Source organism: Rahnella rivi (assembly GCF_019049655.1).
GTDB lineage: Bacteria > Pseudomonadota > Gammaproteobacteria > Enterobacterales > Enterobacteriaceae > Rahnella > Rahnella rivi.
The window spans coordinates 276,371-291,085 of sequence record NZ_JAFMOX010000065.1 but is presented as its reverse complement, the minus strand read 5'-3'; the positions used below and the strand labels follow the sequence as shown (position 1 = coordinate 291,085).

13 protein-coding genes are annotated in these 14,715 nt (G+C 54.0%); 8 read left to right on the top strand and 5 right to left on the bottom strand.

Annotation, left to right across the window (positions count from 1 at the left end):
- Nucleotides 1–8: 8 nt before the first annotated feature.
- Nucleotides 9–968 (top strand): FAD:protein FMN transferase, encoded by a 960-nt coding sequence (locus J1779_RS20605; RefSeq protein WP_217204641.1) that lies wholly within the window; start codon nt 9–11, stop codon nt 966–968.
- Here the strand turns inward: J1779_RS20605 and dcuR are convergent.
- Nucleotides 962–1,681 (bottom strand): two-component system response regulator DcuR, encoded by a 720-nt coding sequence (gene dcuR, locus J1779_RS20600; protein ID WP_056781434.1) that lies wholly within the window; start codon nt 1,679–1,681, stop codon nt 962–964. The genes J1779_RS20605 and dcuR overlap by 7 nt on opposite strands.
- Entirely contained in the window at nt 1,678–3,303 is a 1,626-nt protein-coding gene (locus J1779_RS20595; RefSeq protein ID WP_238485231.1) for a sensor histidine kinase, read from the bottom strand. The genes dcuR and J1779_RS20595 overlap by 4 nt, the downstream gene beginning before the upstream one ends.
- A gap of 233 nt (nt 3,304–3,536) precedes the next feature.
- Here J1779_RS20595 and J1779_RS20590 point away from each other — a divergent pair, with 233 nt between their 5' ends.
- Nucleotides 3,537–4,694, top strand: coding sequence for a M20 aminoacylase family protein (locus J1779_RS20590; RefSeq protein WP_217204639.1), 1,158 nt, complete (start codon nt 3,537–3,539; stop codon nt 4,692–4,694).
- Between the two features lie 161 nt (nt 4,695–4,855).
- On the opposite strand, the gene J1779_RS20585 is transcribed toward J1779_RS20590, so the two are convergent.
- Together J1779_RS20585 and J1779_RS20580 are read right to left on the bottom strand one after the other, a co-directional pair.
- Nucleotides 4,856–5,638 (bottom strand): CatB-related O-acetyltransferase, encoded by a 783-nt coding sequence (locus J1779_RS20585; RefSeq protein WP_056781426.1) that lies wholly within the window; start codon nt 5,636–5,638, stop codon nt 4,856–4,858.
- Nucleotides 5,639–5,814: 176 nt separating this feature from the next.
- Nucleotides 5,815–7,602, bottom strand: coding sequence for a methyl-accepting chemotaxis protein (locus J1779_RS20580; protein WP_217204638.1), 1,788 nt, complete (start codon nt 7,600–7,602; stop codon nt 5,815–5,817).
- Between the two features lie 326 nt (nt 7,603–7,928).
- Between J1779_RS20580 and J1779_RS20575 the strand changes: the two genes are divergently transcribed.
- The 6 genes from J1779_RS20575 (at nt 7,929) to J1779_RS20550 (ending at nt 14,310) form a co-directional block, all read left to right on the top strand.
- Nucleotides 7,929–8,909: a TIM barrel protein gene (locus tag J1779_RS20575; RefSeq protein WP_122097389.1), complete on the top strand. Its 981-nt coding sequence runs from the start codon at nt 7,929–7,931 to the stop codon at nt 8,907–8,909.
- A 94-nt stretch (nt 8,910–9,003) separates the two neighbouring features.
- Complete coding sequence (locus J1779_RS20570; RefSeq protein ID WP_056781419.1) at nt 9,004–10,047, top strand: sugar ABC transporter substrate-binding protein; 1,044 nt, start codon at nt 9,004–9,006, stop codon at nt 10,045–10,047.
- A 32-nt stretch (nt 10,048–10,079) separates the two neighbouring features.
- Nucleotides 10,080–11,573, top strand: a complete 1,494-nt coding sequence (locus J1779_RS20565) for a sugar ABC transporter ATP-binding protein (protein ID WP_217204637.1) — start codon at nt 10,080–10,082, stop codon at nt 11,571–11,573.
- A gap of 46 nt (nt 11,574–11,619) precedes the next feature.
- Nucleotides 11,620–12,591 carry an ABC transporter permease gene (locus J1779_RS20560; protein ID WP_056781414.1) on the top strand — a complete coding sequence of 324 codons (972 nt, stop codon included), beginning with the start codon at nt 11,620–11,622 and terminating at the stop codon, nt 12,589–12,591.
- A complete protein-coding gene (locus tag J1779_RS20555) occupies nt 12,591–13,448 on the top strand; it encodes a MurR/RpiR family transcriptional regulator (protein ID WP_056781410.1) in 858 nt (285 codons plus the stop codon). The genes J1779_RS20560 and J1779_RS20555 overlap by 1 nt, the downstream gene beginning before the upstream one ends.
- 1 nt (nt 13,449) lies before the next feature.
- Nucleotides 13,450–14,310: a ribokinase gene (locus tag J1779_RS20550; RefSeq protein WP_217204636.1), complete on the top strand. Its 861-nt coding sequence runs from the start codon at nt 13,450–13,452 to the stop codon at nt 14,308–14,310.
- 51 nt (nt 14,311–14,361) lie between these two features.
- Here J1779_RS20550 and J1779_RS20545 read toward each other — a convergent pair whose 3' ends face one another.
- Entirely contained in the window at nt 14,362–14,667 is a 306-nt protein-coding gene (locus J1779_RS20545; RefSeq protein WP_056781404.1) for an Rdx family protein, read from the bottom strand.
- Between the last annotated feature and the right edge of the window lie 48 nt (nt 14,668–14,715).

The window sequence follows — 14,715 nt, the reverse complement described above, 5'->3', positions numbered from 1 at the left end:
TATTTTCTATGACGCCAGACACCCGTATTTATGCTTATTCCGCTGTTTTGATGGGCTCACCCATTCTTCTCAAGCTGTTTGATCATAATGAGGGGCTGGCGTCGCGCGTTTTCCGCCTTATTAAACAGCAGGAAAATATCTTCACGGTTAACCGGCAAGATTCAGACGTCATGGCAATCAACCACGCGGCGGGCAGCCATGCGGTGGTGGTCAGCGCGCCTGTGTTTGATTTGATCCGTTGCGCCAAAGCGGTCAGCCAGCTGCCGGAAAGCAGTTTCAACTTCACCATCGGCCCGCTGGTGAAACGCTGGAAAATTGGCTTCAGCGGCCACAGCGTGCCTGACGCCAGCGATCTGCAGGCGCTGCTTGCGCTGACCGATCCGGATGACGTCATTCTCGATGAGCCCTCACGCTCAGTTTTTTTGCAAAAAGCCGGAATGGAAATTGACCTCGGGGCGATTGCCAAGGGGTATATCGCCGACGTCGTGAGAGATTATCTGCATCAGGAAAAGGTCACGGATGCGCTGATCAATCTGGGGGGAAATGTGCAGACGCTGGGCGCGGGTGCCGAAGGGGCCTGGGCGATAGGGCTAAAAAAGCCATTTTCAACGCCTGATGCGCTGGTTGGTGTGATTAACGTGAAGGGAAAATCGGTGGTGACGTCCGGTATTTACGAACGTTATTTTGAATCTGAGGGGCAGCGCTACCATCACATCCTCGATCCTAAAACCGGCTATCCGCTGGATAACGAACTGCTCAGTGTGACCGTCATTTCGGATGATTCGATCGACGGCGACATCTACACCACGCTGCTGTACGGCATGGGCGTCGAAAAAAGCCTCGCCTGCCTGAAAAATATTCCGCAGATCGAGGCCATTTTTGTCACCAAAGATCAGCAGGTGATTTTCTCTTCACAGCGTCAGTTTACCTTCACGCTGCTGGATAACAGTTTCCGCACCCTTTACTGACAGTATTGTTTTAACAACGAATAGTGTTCCGCCTGCAGCCGGTAGCGATACACCGGCCGGCCTGTCACCCCGTAGTGAATGCTGGTGAACAAAATATGACTGTCCGCCAGCCAGATGAGATATTTACGGCAGGAAACGCGCGAAATATTCACCGAGTGCGCCAGCTCATCCGTTGAGAATTCCGTATCAGGATGGGCATCAATCCACAGGCACAGGGTGCGCAGCGTTTGCGGCGTTAAACCTTTTGGCAGTTTTTTGGTGTCCGCCGTCGCCGGGTTGTTGCCGTGAATTAACCGGTCAACGTCCGACTGCTCGTAATATTGCTGATTATCCATCAGCGCTTTCTTCTGCTGCCAGCCGGTCAGCGCCTCTTCAAAGCGGGAGAACTGGAACGGCTTAATCAGGTAATCCACCACGCCGTAGTTCAGCGATTTCTTGATGGTGTTCGCGTCGGCGGCGGAAGAAATGACAATCACATCCACCGGGCGTCGGGCATTTCTCAGCTCCGGCAGCAGATCTAACCCGTTATCCTGCTGCATATACACATCCAGCAGGATCAGGTCGATCGGCAACTGGCTGTTGAGTACCATCTCTTTGGCCTGCTGTAACGTCGAGGCTGTTCCGCAGCACGTAAACCCGGCGATCTGGCCCACGTAGCAGCGATTGAGCTCTGCGACCATGGCGTCATCATCGACTACCAGCACATTGATCATGCAGTTTTCCTCTCACCATCCCACGGAAGTTGAACAAAAAATTGAGTATAAACGTCGGGTTCAGACTCAACGGCAATCGTTCCGCCAAGGTTTTCTAATTGTTGTTTTGCCAGGAATAACCCGACGCCGCGCTCTTCGCCTTTCGACGAGAATCCTTTTTCAAAAATGGCCTCCAGTTTATCTGGCGGGATACCGGGGCCATCGTCGCTGACCACGCAGGCCAGCCAGCCATTCTGATAATGCAGTAACACGCTGACTTCGCCATCGGCCTGCCCGGCAAGGGCATCCAGCGCATTTTCAATCAAATTACCCAGCACGGTGATAAGCGCCGCGACCTGATTCTCATTGGTGTTATCGGGTAAAAAACTGTCATCACTCAGCGTCAGCAGATGGCGCGTATCTGAAGCGCGGTTAATCTTACTTAACAGGAAACCCGCAATCACCGGTGATTTGATTTTCAACAGTAAGGAGCCAATTTCCGCCTGATAGTTATTGGCCGTTTTGAGAATGTAATCTTCAAGTTGCGTGTAGCTTTTCATGTGCAGCAGCCCGAGAATAACATGCAGCTTATTCATGAATTCGTGTGAGCGTTCACGCAGCGAATCGGCGTAGTTTACCATGCCGCTCAGGCGCTGCATCAACTGGCTGACCTCGGTCTTATCCCTGAAGGTACAGATGGCGCCAATAATAACGTCATTGCTGCGCACGGGAACCGTGTTGCTCAGCAGAAAACGGCCTTTAAAATTGATCTCTTCATCGCGGCGGGCAATCCCGCTTCGCATCACATCGCAAAGGGTGGCGATAAGCGGTTGCGGCGGCTGATTGTGCTCAGGGCGGGGGTTGATCTCCGTGCCGGTTTCCAGAAACATCTGCCGGGCTTCCTGATTGATCAGGGTCACCTGTGCACGATCATCGATGGCGATCACGCCTTCTTTGATCGACTGCAGCATCGCCTGACGCTGCTCAAAGAGCGTCGAAATCTCGTAAGGCTCAAGCCCGAACAAAATACGCTTGAGCATTTTCACTAAAATCCAGGTGCCCAGTGCGCCGACCATCATGCCGAACAGCACCGTCCACAGAATACTCCAGCGACTTTTATCAACCTGCTCGGTCACATTTACCAGCGAGATGCCGATCGCCACCACGCCAATCTGGTGATGATTATCATCAAAGACGGGCGTAAATATCCGCAACGCTTTGTCCAGCGTCCCTTTATTGATGGAGACATTCTCTTTGCCCAGCAACGCAGGATCGATGTCGTTACCGATAAAATGGTGATTGATCACGTCCGGATTGGGGTGTGAATAACGGATGCCGTCCATATTGGTGACCACCACAAACAGCAGGTCGTTTCTTTTTTGCACCGCACTGGCGATCGGCTGAATGATTCCGCTGTCCGGCGGCAGGGTGAGGGCGTGCCTGATTTCGGGCACATCCGCCAGCGTGCGGGCCACGGCCAGCGCCTTATCTTTCACACCATCGCGCGCGGTGTCGCTGACCTGAACGAAATACAGCAGATGCACGACCAGCAGCACGGAAATAATCACGGCGCTTAACATCAGGCTGACGGAGGTGCTGAGTTTCATGGGGTGCTTACGCACGGGATGCGGCGAGTCGCTCATTGGAGCCCCGGTAACCATTATTGATGGCTTATGGTCTATGTTTGCGGCTGACACGTCTACCCCAATCCGGCATTTATCCTGCGGTTAATGCACTAAAATTCTCTCAGGGCGTGAGTTCGATGAAAGGCCGAATTTCACCTTTCTGCGTTCGCCCGCGAATGTGATACTTTGAACCAGCAAATGGCTGATGAGCGAATCTCAACGGCATGAATTCAGGTCAGTACAGAGGATCTATGGCAGTCATTTCCCCAGAAATTATTGAACAGGCGAAAATCTGGCGCAGGGATTTCCATACCCGCCCGGAGCTTGGTCTGAAAGAGTACGGCACGTCGAAAATCATCGGCGAATTGTTGTTGTCGTTCGGCCTTGATGTGCATACCGGAATTGCCGAAACCGGCATTGTGGCGACGCTGCGCAATGGCGAAGGTCCGTCCATTGGTTTGCGTGCTGACATCGATGCCTTGCCGATTCAGGAACTGAACGATTTCGAACACATCTCGCAAAACCCCGGACTGATGCACGCCTGTGGCCACGATGGTCATACCGCTATTTTGCTCGGTGCGGCGCGCCATTTGAGTGAAAACCGGCATTTTCGCGGCACCGTACATTTCATTTTTCAGCCCGCGGAAGAGAACGTCGGCGGCGGTGAGATGATGGTGAAAGAAGGGCTGTTTGAACGTTTTCCGATGCAGGCGGTTTACGCGCTGCACAACTGGCCGGGATTGCCGGTCGGGGAAGTCGCGGTCAGTCAGGGACCGATGATGGCCTCGCAGGATAACTTCTACATCACGCTGACCGGAAAAGGCTGTCACGCGGCGATGCCTGAACTGGGGGCCGATCCGGTGGTGGCGGGCGCTCAGCTTATCCTCTCACTGCAAAGTCTGATTTCTCGTCGTCTGTCGCCGCTGGAACAGACGGTGATCAGCCTGACGCAGCTTCAGGCGGGCGAAGCCATCAACGTCATTCCCGAAACGTTGCACATGTCCGGCACGCTGCGCTGCCTGAGCCGCGCGACGCGAGAAACCTGCTGGCGGTTGATCGAAGAATACGTCAACGCCGTGCCGCAGCCGTACGGTGTGAAAGGTGAAGTGCGCTGGGAGTTTGGTTATCCGGTCACGCAAAACCATCCGGCGCAGGCGGTGATTTTACGTGATGCGGCTGAAAACACGCCGGGCATCACCCAGGTGCATTTCAACAATGCCCCTTCGATGGCCGCTGAAGATTTTGCCTATTTGCTCGAAGCCTGTCCGGGCGCCTACTTCTGGCTGGGCGCTGATGGCGCCACGCCTTCCGCTTCGCTGCACAGCCCGCGTTATGATTTTAACGATGACATCATTCCACTGGGCATCAGCGTGCTGACGACTCTGGTGGAACGGGAACTTAAAGCCTGAAGCCGGTTGCCGGTTAATGAGAACGGGCAACCCCTTCGGCAAGGCTATTTACCGGGCCTTTAACGTACGCAAAATGATGTTGAGAAGCCGGGATTGAGGGATTAAAAATCACCGGCTTTGAGGAATGGTCTGAAACAGATGCAATGAAAGTCTTGCTGTTTTTATAGCCTCGCCAGTTCCTGCGCGATATTCATGATTTTATACTGATGTTTACTTATTTCACCACGGGCTATTTTTTCTTCCATCTGTTGGATGAAATAAAGAATGTCATCGGACTGAGTGACATCCGGCAGATCGGTAATTTTATAATCCCACCATTCCATTGCCTGAAGGCGCTCGATGATGTCTGGCGCAAAGCGGTATTTAATAATCTTAGCCGGAATACCGCCGACGATGGCGTAAGGCGGTACATCGCCGGTGACCACTGCATTGGCCGCAACGATGGCGCCATTACCGATAGTGATACCGCCTTTTAATACGGCGTGTTCCCCCACCCAGACATCATGACCTAATACCGTTGCGGGCGGCATATAGTCGAACCCCGCAATGTTCAGCGTTTCCCCGAATTGCTCCTGCGCCACCTTCGAGAAGAAATCATGATACGTCAGCGGACTGGTCGTGAACCGGTGTATGGGGTGTTGTGGCCCCATAATCCGCACGCCTGCCGCCAGGCTGCAAAATCGCCCGGTGGTGAGGTTATTAGGTAATTTACTGCACGCGTAGGAATAGGCGCCCATCGAACAGAAACTTTTCCGCGGCATGGCGGCATATTCTTCGACCCAAACATCCGCGTTAAATTTTATTTTCTCCCCTTTTTTAAAAAGGAATATATTTCTCTTTTTATATATCCCTTCCACCATTTCCGGGAATTTAAGATGGACCTTATGTCGTAAACAATAATCCTCATGTTTTTGAGTCCATCGAAACTCAATGGGGTACTTCATTCCTTATTCCTCAAAGGTTAGACGCTGTTTTTATATATTCCTGACATAATCCTAGCATAAAACAGACATAACCCAAATCTGAGGCCGGCGGGAATAACCTGAGGAGTGCGGAGAAGGAAAGCCCCCGGAGGATGAGGTCCGGGGGCGGTGATGAACGTTTCAGTCAGGCGGCGTGATCAGACCCTGAAATGCCCGACCGCGACCGCCAGTCCGGTTGCCTGTTGCTGCAAGGCAGAGGCGGCACCGGCAGATTCCTGAACCATCGCGGCGTTCTGCTGCACCATGCCGTCCAGCTGTGTGATGGCGCGGTTAATCTCGTGAATACTTTGCATCTGTTCTTCGGAGGCATGGGTGATGTCGAGCATCACGCTGCTGACGTTAGACACGTTGCTGACAATCTCGCTCATGCTGCTGCTTGCCAGACGAACCTGCGCAGAGCCGGACGCCACGCTGCTGACGGTGGATTCGATCAGCCCTTTGATCTCTTTCGCTGCCTGCGCGCTGCGCTGTGCCAGGCTGCGCACTTCGCTGGCGACCACGGCAAAACCGCGCCCCTGTTCGCCTGCCCGTGCGGCTTCCACCGCCGCGTTGAGCGCCAGAATATTGGTCTGGAACGCGATGCCGTCGATAACCCCGGTGATGTCACCGATTTTCGATGATGCGCTTTCAATGCTCTCCATTGTCGTCATGACTTTGTTCACCACGATGTCACCGCGTGACGCCGCTTCCGATGCCGATTTGGCCGTCTCGCTGGCCTGTCTGGCCGAACTGGCGGACTGAGAGACGGTCGCGGTGATCTGCTCAAGTGACGCCGCCGTCTGTTGCAAGCTGGCCGCTGCGGATTCCGTTCTGCCGGACAGATCGTTATTCCCGGCCGCAATTTCATCCGCCGCCACTTTTACCCATTCGCTGGTGGTGCGGATTTCAGCCATCACGTTGCTGAGCTTATCGACGAAGGTATTAAACGCATGTGCAATTTGCGTGACTTCGTCATGGCCGTCGGTCGGTAAGCGCTGCGTCAGATCGTCTTCGCCGGAGCTGATGGCGTTGAGCGTATCGCGCACGGCAGACAGGCGACGAAACGCTTTGGTGATGATAAGGCCAATAACCGCCGCCGACAGCAGCACAATCACCATCAGCGCAATCACCGAGGAGGTCAGCAGGGATCGCATGCCTGCCGTCGATTCTTTCTTGTCTTCAATGACCAGCGTAAACCAGTCCGTACCTGCAACCGGCAGGGCGCGGACGCGTTTTACCGCCTTGTTCATGCGAATATCCGACGGCGCGCTGGCGGCAAACAGCCGTGGCAGATCCACGCCTTCCGCCAGAGAAGTGAAGGGTTTCAGCGCCAGTTTTGCATCGGGATGCGCGATGATGGTGCCGGCACTGTCCACCAGCATGCCGAAGCTTTCCGGCGTCGGGTGAATGGTATTGACGTTATTGACCACGCTGTCCATGGAAACGTCCCCCGCCACAATCGCTTTCAGCGCGCCGTTTTCCATCACCGGCACCGCGAAAGTCACCACCAGATTGCCGGTGCCCGCATCGATGTACGGCGGGGTGACCACCGGACGTCCGGCGCTTTCGGCCTGTTTGTACCAGGGGCGGCCTGTCGGATCGTAATCGGCGGGTACGCCGGTCGGATCGGAGAATTTGGCGGTTTTATTGGCGTAGCCGACGTAGACGTTGGCGAAGTTTCCCGCCGTTGCGATCTGCTTCATTACCGGTATCGGATCCGCCGTCAGCGCCACGGGTTGCAGTGAAACAATCATCTGCGTTTTGGCGCTGACCCATTCGCTGATCCCTTGCGTATGGCTTGATGTCAGCGCGTTCAGCGTGCTGTCTGTCGCCTGACTGTTGTATTTATTGGCGACGGTGTAACTGAGGAACGTATTGATAGCCAGCGAGCAAATCACAATCGAGATGCAGGCCACGATGATGCGCGAACGAAGGGTCTTAAGCATGGGCATTTCCCTGAAAGGAATCTTAAGATCTGGGTATCGACAGTAAACGGAGAAACTTGAAGCAGGTCACAAAAAACGGGCGTTTGTAGGGCGCAGCATCACCTTCCTGCTATTTCAGCGGGGAAAGCTGCCGTATTCAGAGTCATTCCCTGTCCGCGTATGCCGAAGCCATATTGTTCATCTATTTCGTGAATCACCTCTCAAAACTGATCACAAATCCGGCAGGGGATCTTGCGGCTTTTTTCGCCTGATGATAGTAATGCACTACTTTACGAAATAATGTGAAGTGGGAAAGTACATTACGAATCGATTTTAAAGGACACCCCATGTCAGAACTTAAATTTGCCACACGTCTGAACTCGTTTGCCTCGGGGGCTTATCTTTACTGGCCGGAACTGAAAGGCAAACCTTCAGTGCTGCAAATGATCGAACGTGCAGCTACGGTTAAAGGATTGACGCATCTGGACCTCAACTATCCGCAGCATATGACCGATGATATCAAGACGATGCGTCAGAAAATCGAGGAAGTCGGGCTGGCGGTTAACGGGATGCAAATGCGCTGGGATGCTCCGCAATTCAAAATCGGCGCATTCACCCACCCGGACCCTAAGATCCGCCGTCAGGCGATTGAACTCACTAAACGCGGCATCGACGCCGGGCGCGAATTCGGTGCCAGCATCATGACGTTGTGGATGGGGCAGGACGGTTTTGATTACTGCTTCCAGGCCGATTACAAAAAAATGTGGGAAGACGCGGTCGGCGCGGTGCGCGAAGTGGCGGAATATGCCCCGGACATCGACGTCAGCATTGAGTACAAACCCAACGAACCGCGGGCTTACAGCATCTTCCCGAATGCCACGACCTGCCTGCTGGCCGTTGAAGAGGCCGGTTGCAAGAACTTAGGCATTACGCTGGATTTCGCACACGTGTTATTTGCCAACGAAATTCCGGCATTCGCCGCCGCCATGGTGGCACGCCGTTCACGCCTGCTGGGGCTTGATCTCAACGACGGCTGGGGAAAACGCGACGACGGCCTGATGGTCGGCTCGGTCAACCCGCGCGCCACGCTGGAGTTTCTGCTGCAGATGAAACGTGACGGCTATAAAGGCGCGTATTACTTCGATACCTTCCCGGACGCCAGCGGTCTGGATCCGGTACGCGAAGCGGAAACCAATATCGCCACGGTGATCCGTTTACTGAAACTGTGCGAAAAACTCGAAAACAATCCGGCGCTGAATGATGCCATCAGCAGGCAGGACGCCGTTGCCTCACAGCAGATCGTCAACGACGTGATGCTGGCGCAGTAAAAGATTTATTGAATCCAAACCAGCCGGAAAGCAAAAGTACCCGCCACAGCGCTTCGCTGTGACAACCATAAAAATAACAACCGAAGGTCAGATAATGAAAAAACTCTTACTGTCTGTACTCACCTCTACACTGCTTTGCACCAGCGTTTACGCCGCAGATTTAGCGCCGTTACAGTCCGACACCGAGCCCGATCGCACTGACTGGACGCAGCTCGGCGTTAAATACGGCCCGATGCCGGCGGTAGATAAAAACCTCAAAATTGGCGGCGTGTCTAAAACGCTGACCAACGAATACTGGCGCTCGCTGGGCGAAGGCTACAAAAACGCGGCGAAGCAATACGGGTTTACCGTCGAATATCAGGCCGCCGCTAACGAAGACGATCAGCTCGGTCAGCTGTCTATCGCTGAAACGCTGATCTCGCAGGGCTTCAACGGTCTGCTGGTTTCTCCGCAAACCGATGCCAACCTGCAACCGGCGTATGAATCCGCCAAAAGCAAAGGCATCGCGGTGGTTAACGTCAACGATGCGGTTATGCCTAATGCGGAACATTACGTTGGTAATGTGCAAAAGGATAACGGCGTGCGCGTCGCCAACTGGTTTATCAAACAACATCCGCAAGGCGGGAAAGTGGCCGTTATCGAAGGGCAGCCTGGCGTATACGCCGCCGCTCAGCGTACGCGCGGCTTTAAAGAAACCCTTCAGCCCGGCGGAAAATTCACCGTGGTGGCCAGCGTGCCTGCCAACTGGAGCCGCGAGAATGCCTACAACGCTGCCGCGACCATTTTGCAACAACATCCTGATTTAATTGGTTTCTACGCCAACAATGACGGCATGGCGCTCGGGGTGGTCGAGGCGGTGGCCGCTGCCGGAAAATCCAAACAGGTCGCCGTATTTGGCACCGACGGGATTTCTGATGCCTATGCGTCGATTAAACGCGGCGAGCTGACCGGTACCGTGGACAGCTTCCCGGTGCTGACCGGTCAGGTGGCGATGGAAGTGGTGCTGCGCCTTATCAGCGGCCAGAAAATCTCCCGCGTGGTGTCTACGCCGCAGGCGTTAATCACCAAAGACAACGTTGATGCCTTCTCCACCAAAGACAACATCAAACTGCGCCAGCTGCTGGCACAGCAAAAATAAGTCAGGCGTCTGAAAACGGGTCGGGAGAGTTTATGGAACAGTACAGTTTGACGATGCGTGGCATCAGCAAAAGCTACAGCGGCGTGGCGGCGGTACAGAATGTCGATTTCTCGGTCAGGCCGGGTGAAGTTCACGCGCTGATCGGTGAAAACGGTGCGGGGAAATCGACGTTGCTGAATATTCTGTCAGGCGTGCGTGCGGCAGATTCCGGCGAGATCCTGGTGGACGGGCAGGTGATTCAGATGAAGAACCCGCTTTCCGCCCGCCATGCCGGTATCGCGATGATCCATCAGGAGTTGCAGCACGTTCCTGAACTCTCCGTGGCCCAGAATATGTTTCTCGGGAGGCCTTTAACGCGGTTCAAAGGGCTGTTTGTCGATAAGCAGGCGCAGTACAAAAGGGCGGTGTCGATTTTGCGCCGTCTTGATCCGAGCATTGATCCGGATGAACCGATCAAAAACCTGAAAGTGTCGCAGCAGCAGATTGTCGAAATTGGCCGCGCGCTGCTCGATGAAGCCAAAATCATTGCGATGGACGAGCCGACTTCCAGCCTGACGCCCACTGAATTCGAGCGACTGGCTGAACTGATTTCGGATCTGAAATCAATGAACGTGGCGCTGATTTACGTCTCGCACAAAATGAACGAAATCTTCAAAGTCTGCGACCGCGCGACGATTTTACGTGATGGCAAACAGGTCGGCGTGGTGAATATCTGCGATGAAACGGAAGAAACCATCGTCACAAAAATGGTCGGGCGAAAAATCGAAAAAGTGCAGCATCATTCGCATGCGACGCAACGTGAAGTGCTGCGCGTCGAGGGGCTTAGCCGTGACAGCGCGGTGCGGTCGGCGAGTTTCAGCGTTAAAGCAGGGGAAGTTCTGGGTATCGCCGGGCTGGTCGGGTCAGGGCGTACCGAGTTGCTCAAACTGATCGCCGGGATCGACGCAAAAACTGGCGGCAGTATTGAGGTCGAAGGCGTTGCCGTTAAAAATCATAACGTCAGCGCCGCCATACGCGCCGGGATCGGCCTGGTGCCGGAAGATCGTAAAAAAGAAGGCATCATCAAAGAACGCGCGGTGAAAATGAACATGGCATTGCCGTCAATGGGGCGTTTCACCCGTTTCGGATTGCTGAAAAGACATCAGCTGGATCAGACCGCGCTGGAGGTCATGACCGATCTGCGCCTGCGTCCGCTGAATATTGAAAAACCTATCGGTACGCTCAGTGGCGGTAATCAGCAAAAAGTGATTATCGGACGTTGGGTGGCCGCAGATAATAAAGTGTTTCTTTTTGACGAGCCAACACGGGGAATTGATATTGGTGCCAAGTCTGAAATTTATAATTTGATCGAAAAACTGGCGCAGCAGGGAAAAGCCATTGTGGTTGTCTCCTCTGAAATGCCGGAAATTATGCGAATTTCGGACAGAGTCCTGGTGATGCGTGAAGGGAAAATCACAAAAGAACTTAACGGCGACGAGATCACGGAAGAAAATATTGCCCGTTATGCGATAAGCGATCTGAATTAAGTGTTGATAAAGTCTGTCACCTCCCAATTTATTGAAGGCCATTATTATGACGACTCAAGGTAATGTTCAGCCCAAGGTTTTTTCTTCGGCATTATTTAAATTCAACGTACGCGATGCCGGTACGCTGATTGGTTTATTAATCATTGTGATCACCTTCTCTTTTTTATCGCCGGTATTTTTTACCGTGCCTAATTTATTGAATATTTTGCAGCAGTCTTCCATCAACGGCATTATTGCGCTGGGAATGACGCTGGTGATTATTTCCGGCGGTATCGATCTCTCCGTCGGGCCAACCGCGGCGCTTTCTGCGGTGCTCGGTGCAACGCTGATGGTGTCCGGCGTGCCCATTCCGCTGGCCATTATGGCGACGCTCGGCGTCGGCGCATTGTGCGGCGTGTTCAGCGGGATGTTGGTGGCTTACGCCGGTTTGCAGCCTTTTATCGTCACCCTCGGCGGCCTGTCGTTATTCCGCGCTCTGGCGCTGATATTCACCAACGGCAACCCGATTTTCGGCATTCCGATGGAGTTTCGCACCGTCATCAACAGCACGGTCTTCGGCGTTCCGGCACCGATTGTTATCGTCATCGCCATTGCCGCTATATTGTGGGTAGTGATGAATAAAACCCCGCTCGGCGAATACATTCTGGCGGTGGGCGGTAACGAAGAAGCGGCGCGCGTGGCCGGTGTGCCGGTCAAAAGAACCAAGGTGACGGTCTTTGTGATCTCCGGCGTGTTAGCCTCGCTGGCTTCGCTTATCCTGATTGGCCGGCTGGGCGCTGCCGAGCCGACGATGGGGAATTTGTGGGAGCTTGACGCCATTGCCGCGGCGGCCATTGGCGGGGCTTCGCTGATGGGCGGCAAAGGCAGTGTGATCGGTACGCTGATTGGCGCGGTTATTTTGGGTTCATTACGTAATGGCCTGACACTTCTGAATATTCAGGCGTTTTATCAATTGCTTGCTACTGGCCTTATAATTATCATAGCGATGTTGATTGACCGGGCGACACGAGGCAAGTAATGAATCAGGATCCGCGAGCTATTGGTGCTCAAATTCGTATGAAATTGCCACATCTGACGCCACTGGAAAGAAAAGTCGTCGAATCAATTACGTCTAAAACCGATTTTACCGAGCACACGTCTTTAAAAGAAATTGCGCTGGAAAATAATGTGTCTGAGGCGATGGTTGTAAAACTGACGAAAAAATTAAACTTTTCAGGGTTCAGAGATTTCAGAAGCAGTTTAATTTATTACAACTATTCTGAAGTGGCAAATTTACATGCTGAAATTGAACCGGGAGATTCGTCGGAGCAATTACTTGAAAAAGTATTCAGAACCTCTATTCAGGCCATCGAAGAAACATTATCGATTGTCGATATTTCTGAATTTAACCGTGCCGCTGACATTCTTTTTAAAGCCAGGCACATCGATTTATATGCCGTTGGCGGTTCTGCCGCCGTGGCACGAGATTTGTCGCACAAGCTCCTGAAAATAGGGATCAAAACGACGGTCTACGATGATGCTCATATTATGCTGATGTCAGCCGCCGTCTTATCGGACGATGATGCGGTGGTGGCGATCAGTCATTCCGGCGCGACCCGCGCGGTGAATGATCCGATCAAACTGGCGGCGCGCAACGGTGCCAAAGTTATCGCCATCACCAATTATGCCGAGTCGCCTATTGCGCGCAATGCGCATGTGGTTCTCAATTCAACCTCTCAGGGATCGCACTTGCTCGGGGAAAACGCCGCGTCGCGCATCGCCCAGTTAAATATTCTGGATGCCTTATTCGTGGCGATCGCACAGAAGGATCTGAAGACAGCGGAAAAGAACCTGATGAAAACCCAGCAGGCGGTTCAGGACCTTCGGGAATACTAGAATGGGTAAAATTTTAGTCACGGGCAGCCTCCATTACGACATCGTGATCCACGCGCATCACCGCCCTGAAAAAGGCGAGACGGTGATCGGCAGCGGCTGTTCGTACAAATTCGGCGGTAAAGGCGGCAATCAGGCCGTTTCATCTGCGAAAGCGGGCGCTCAGGTCAGTTTTGCCGGTGCGGTCGGAGCGGATGCGCAGGGAGAATTCCTGCGCGGCGTACTTCATGAGCACGGCGTTGATACGGCGGGTATCGCGGTCACTGACGCCGTTCCGTCCGGCATGAGCGTTGCGCTGATGGATGCCGAAGGCGATTACGGCGCGGTGGTGGTGTCCAACGCCAACAACCTGATCGACCCGGCGCAGTTCAGCCATGATGTTCTGTGGCAGCAGGTGGACATGTTGCTGCTGCAAAATGAAGTGCCGGAAGCGGTCAACCTGAACGCGGCGAGAGAGGCGAAGCGGCGCGGCGTGCGCGTCTGCCTGAATGCTGCTCCGGCGCGTGAACTGTGCGCCGGGATGCGGGCTGCGGTGGATTTGCTGGTGGTCAACGGCGTTGAGGCCCGCGATCTGAGCGGCATCGTGGTGAATGATTTAGCCGGCGCCTGCGAAGCCGCGCAGTGGCTCAGTCAGCACTATCCGGCCGTGGTGGTCACCGCGGGCGAACACGGCGTTGCCTGGAGCGAAGCGGGCAACCCCGGCCATTCGCTGCCCGCCGAGAAAATCACGCTGGTCAGTACCCACGGCGCGGGTGACTGTTTTATGGGCATGTTGTGCACTTCACTCCTGAACGGAAATACGCTGGCCGATGCTGTCGCGAAAGCCAACCGTGCAGCGGCGGAACACGTGTCACGCAAAGCCTGAGTCGTGCTTAACGGGCAGGATACATTTCCTGCCTTTTCCCTTCCCGATGAATTACGCCTCGCCATCCTGTTCAATTTTCTTCTTATCCACATGCCCGAGTGAACGCTCCGGGAAGCAGATGTCGCGCACGCGCTGCTTGAGCGGCGCCGCATCCGGGAAACCGCCGTCACGTTTACGCTCCCAGATAATCTCGTCATCGACTTTGATCTCGTAAATGCCGCCGGTGCCGGGGACCAGCGTTACCGACGCCAGATCGCTGCTGAACGAATTCAGCAGTTCCTGCGCCATCCACGCGGCGCGCAGCATCCAGTTGCACTGGGAACAGTAAGTGATGGTGATAGCAGGTAATTTTTCCATGGTTCAGACCCTTTAAGAGAATGTTTAAAAGCCGGTAACGCCCTGAAA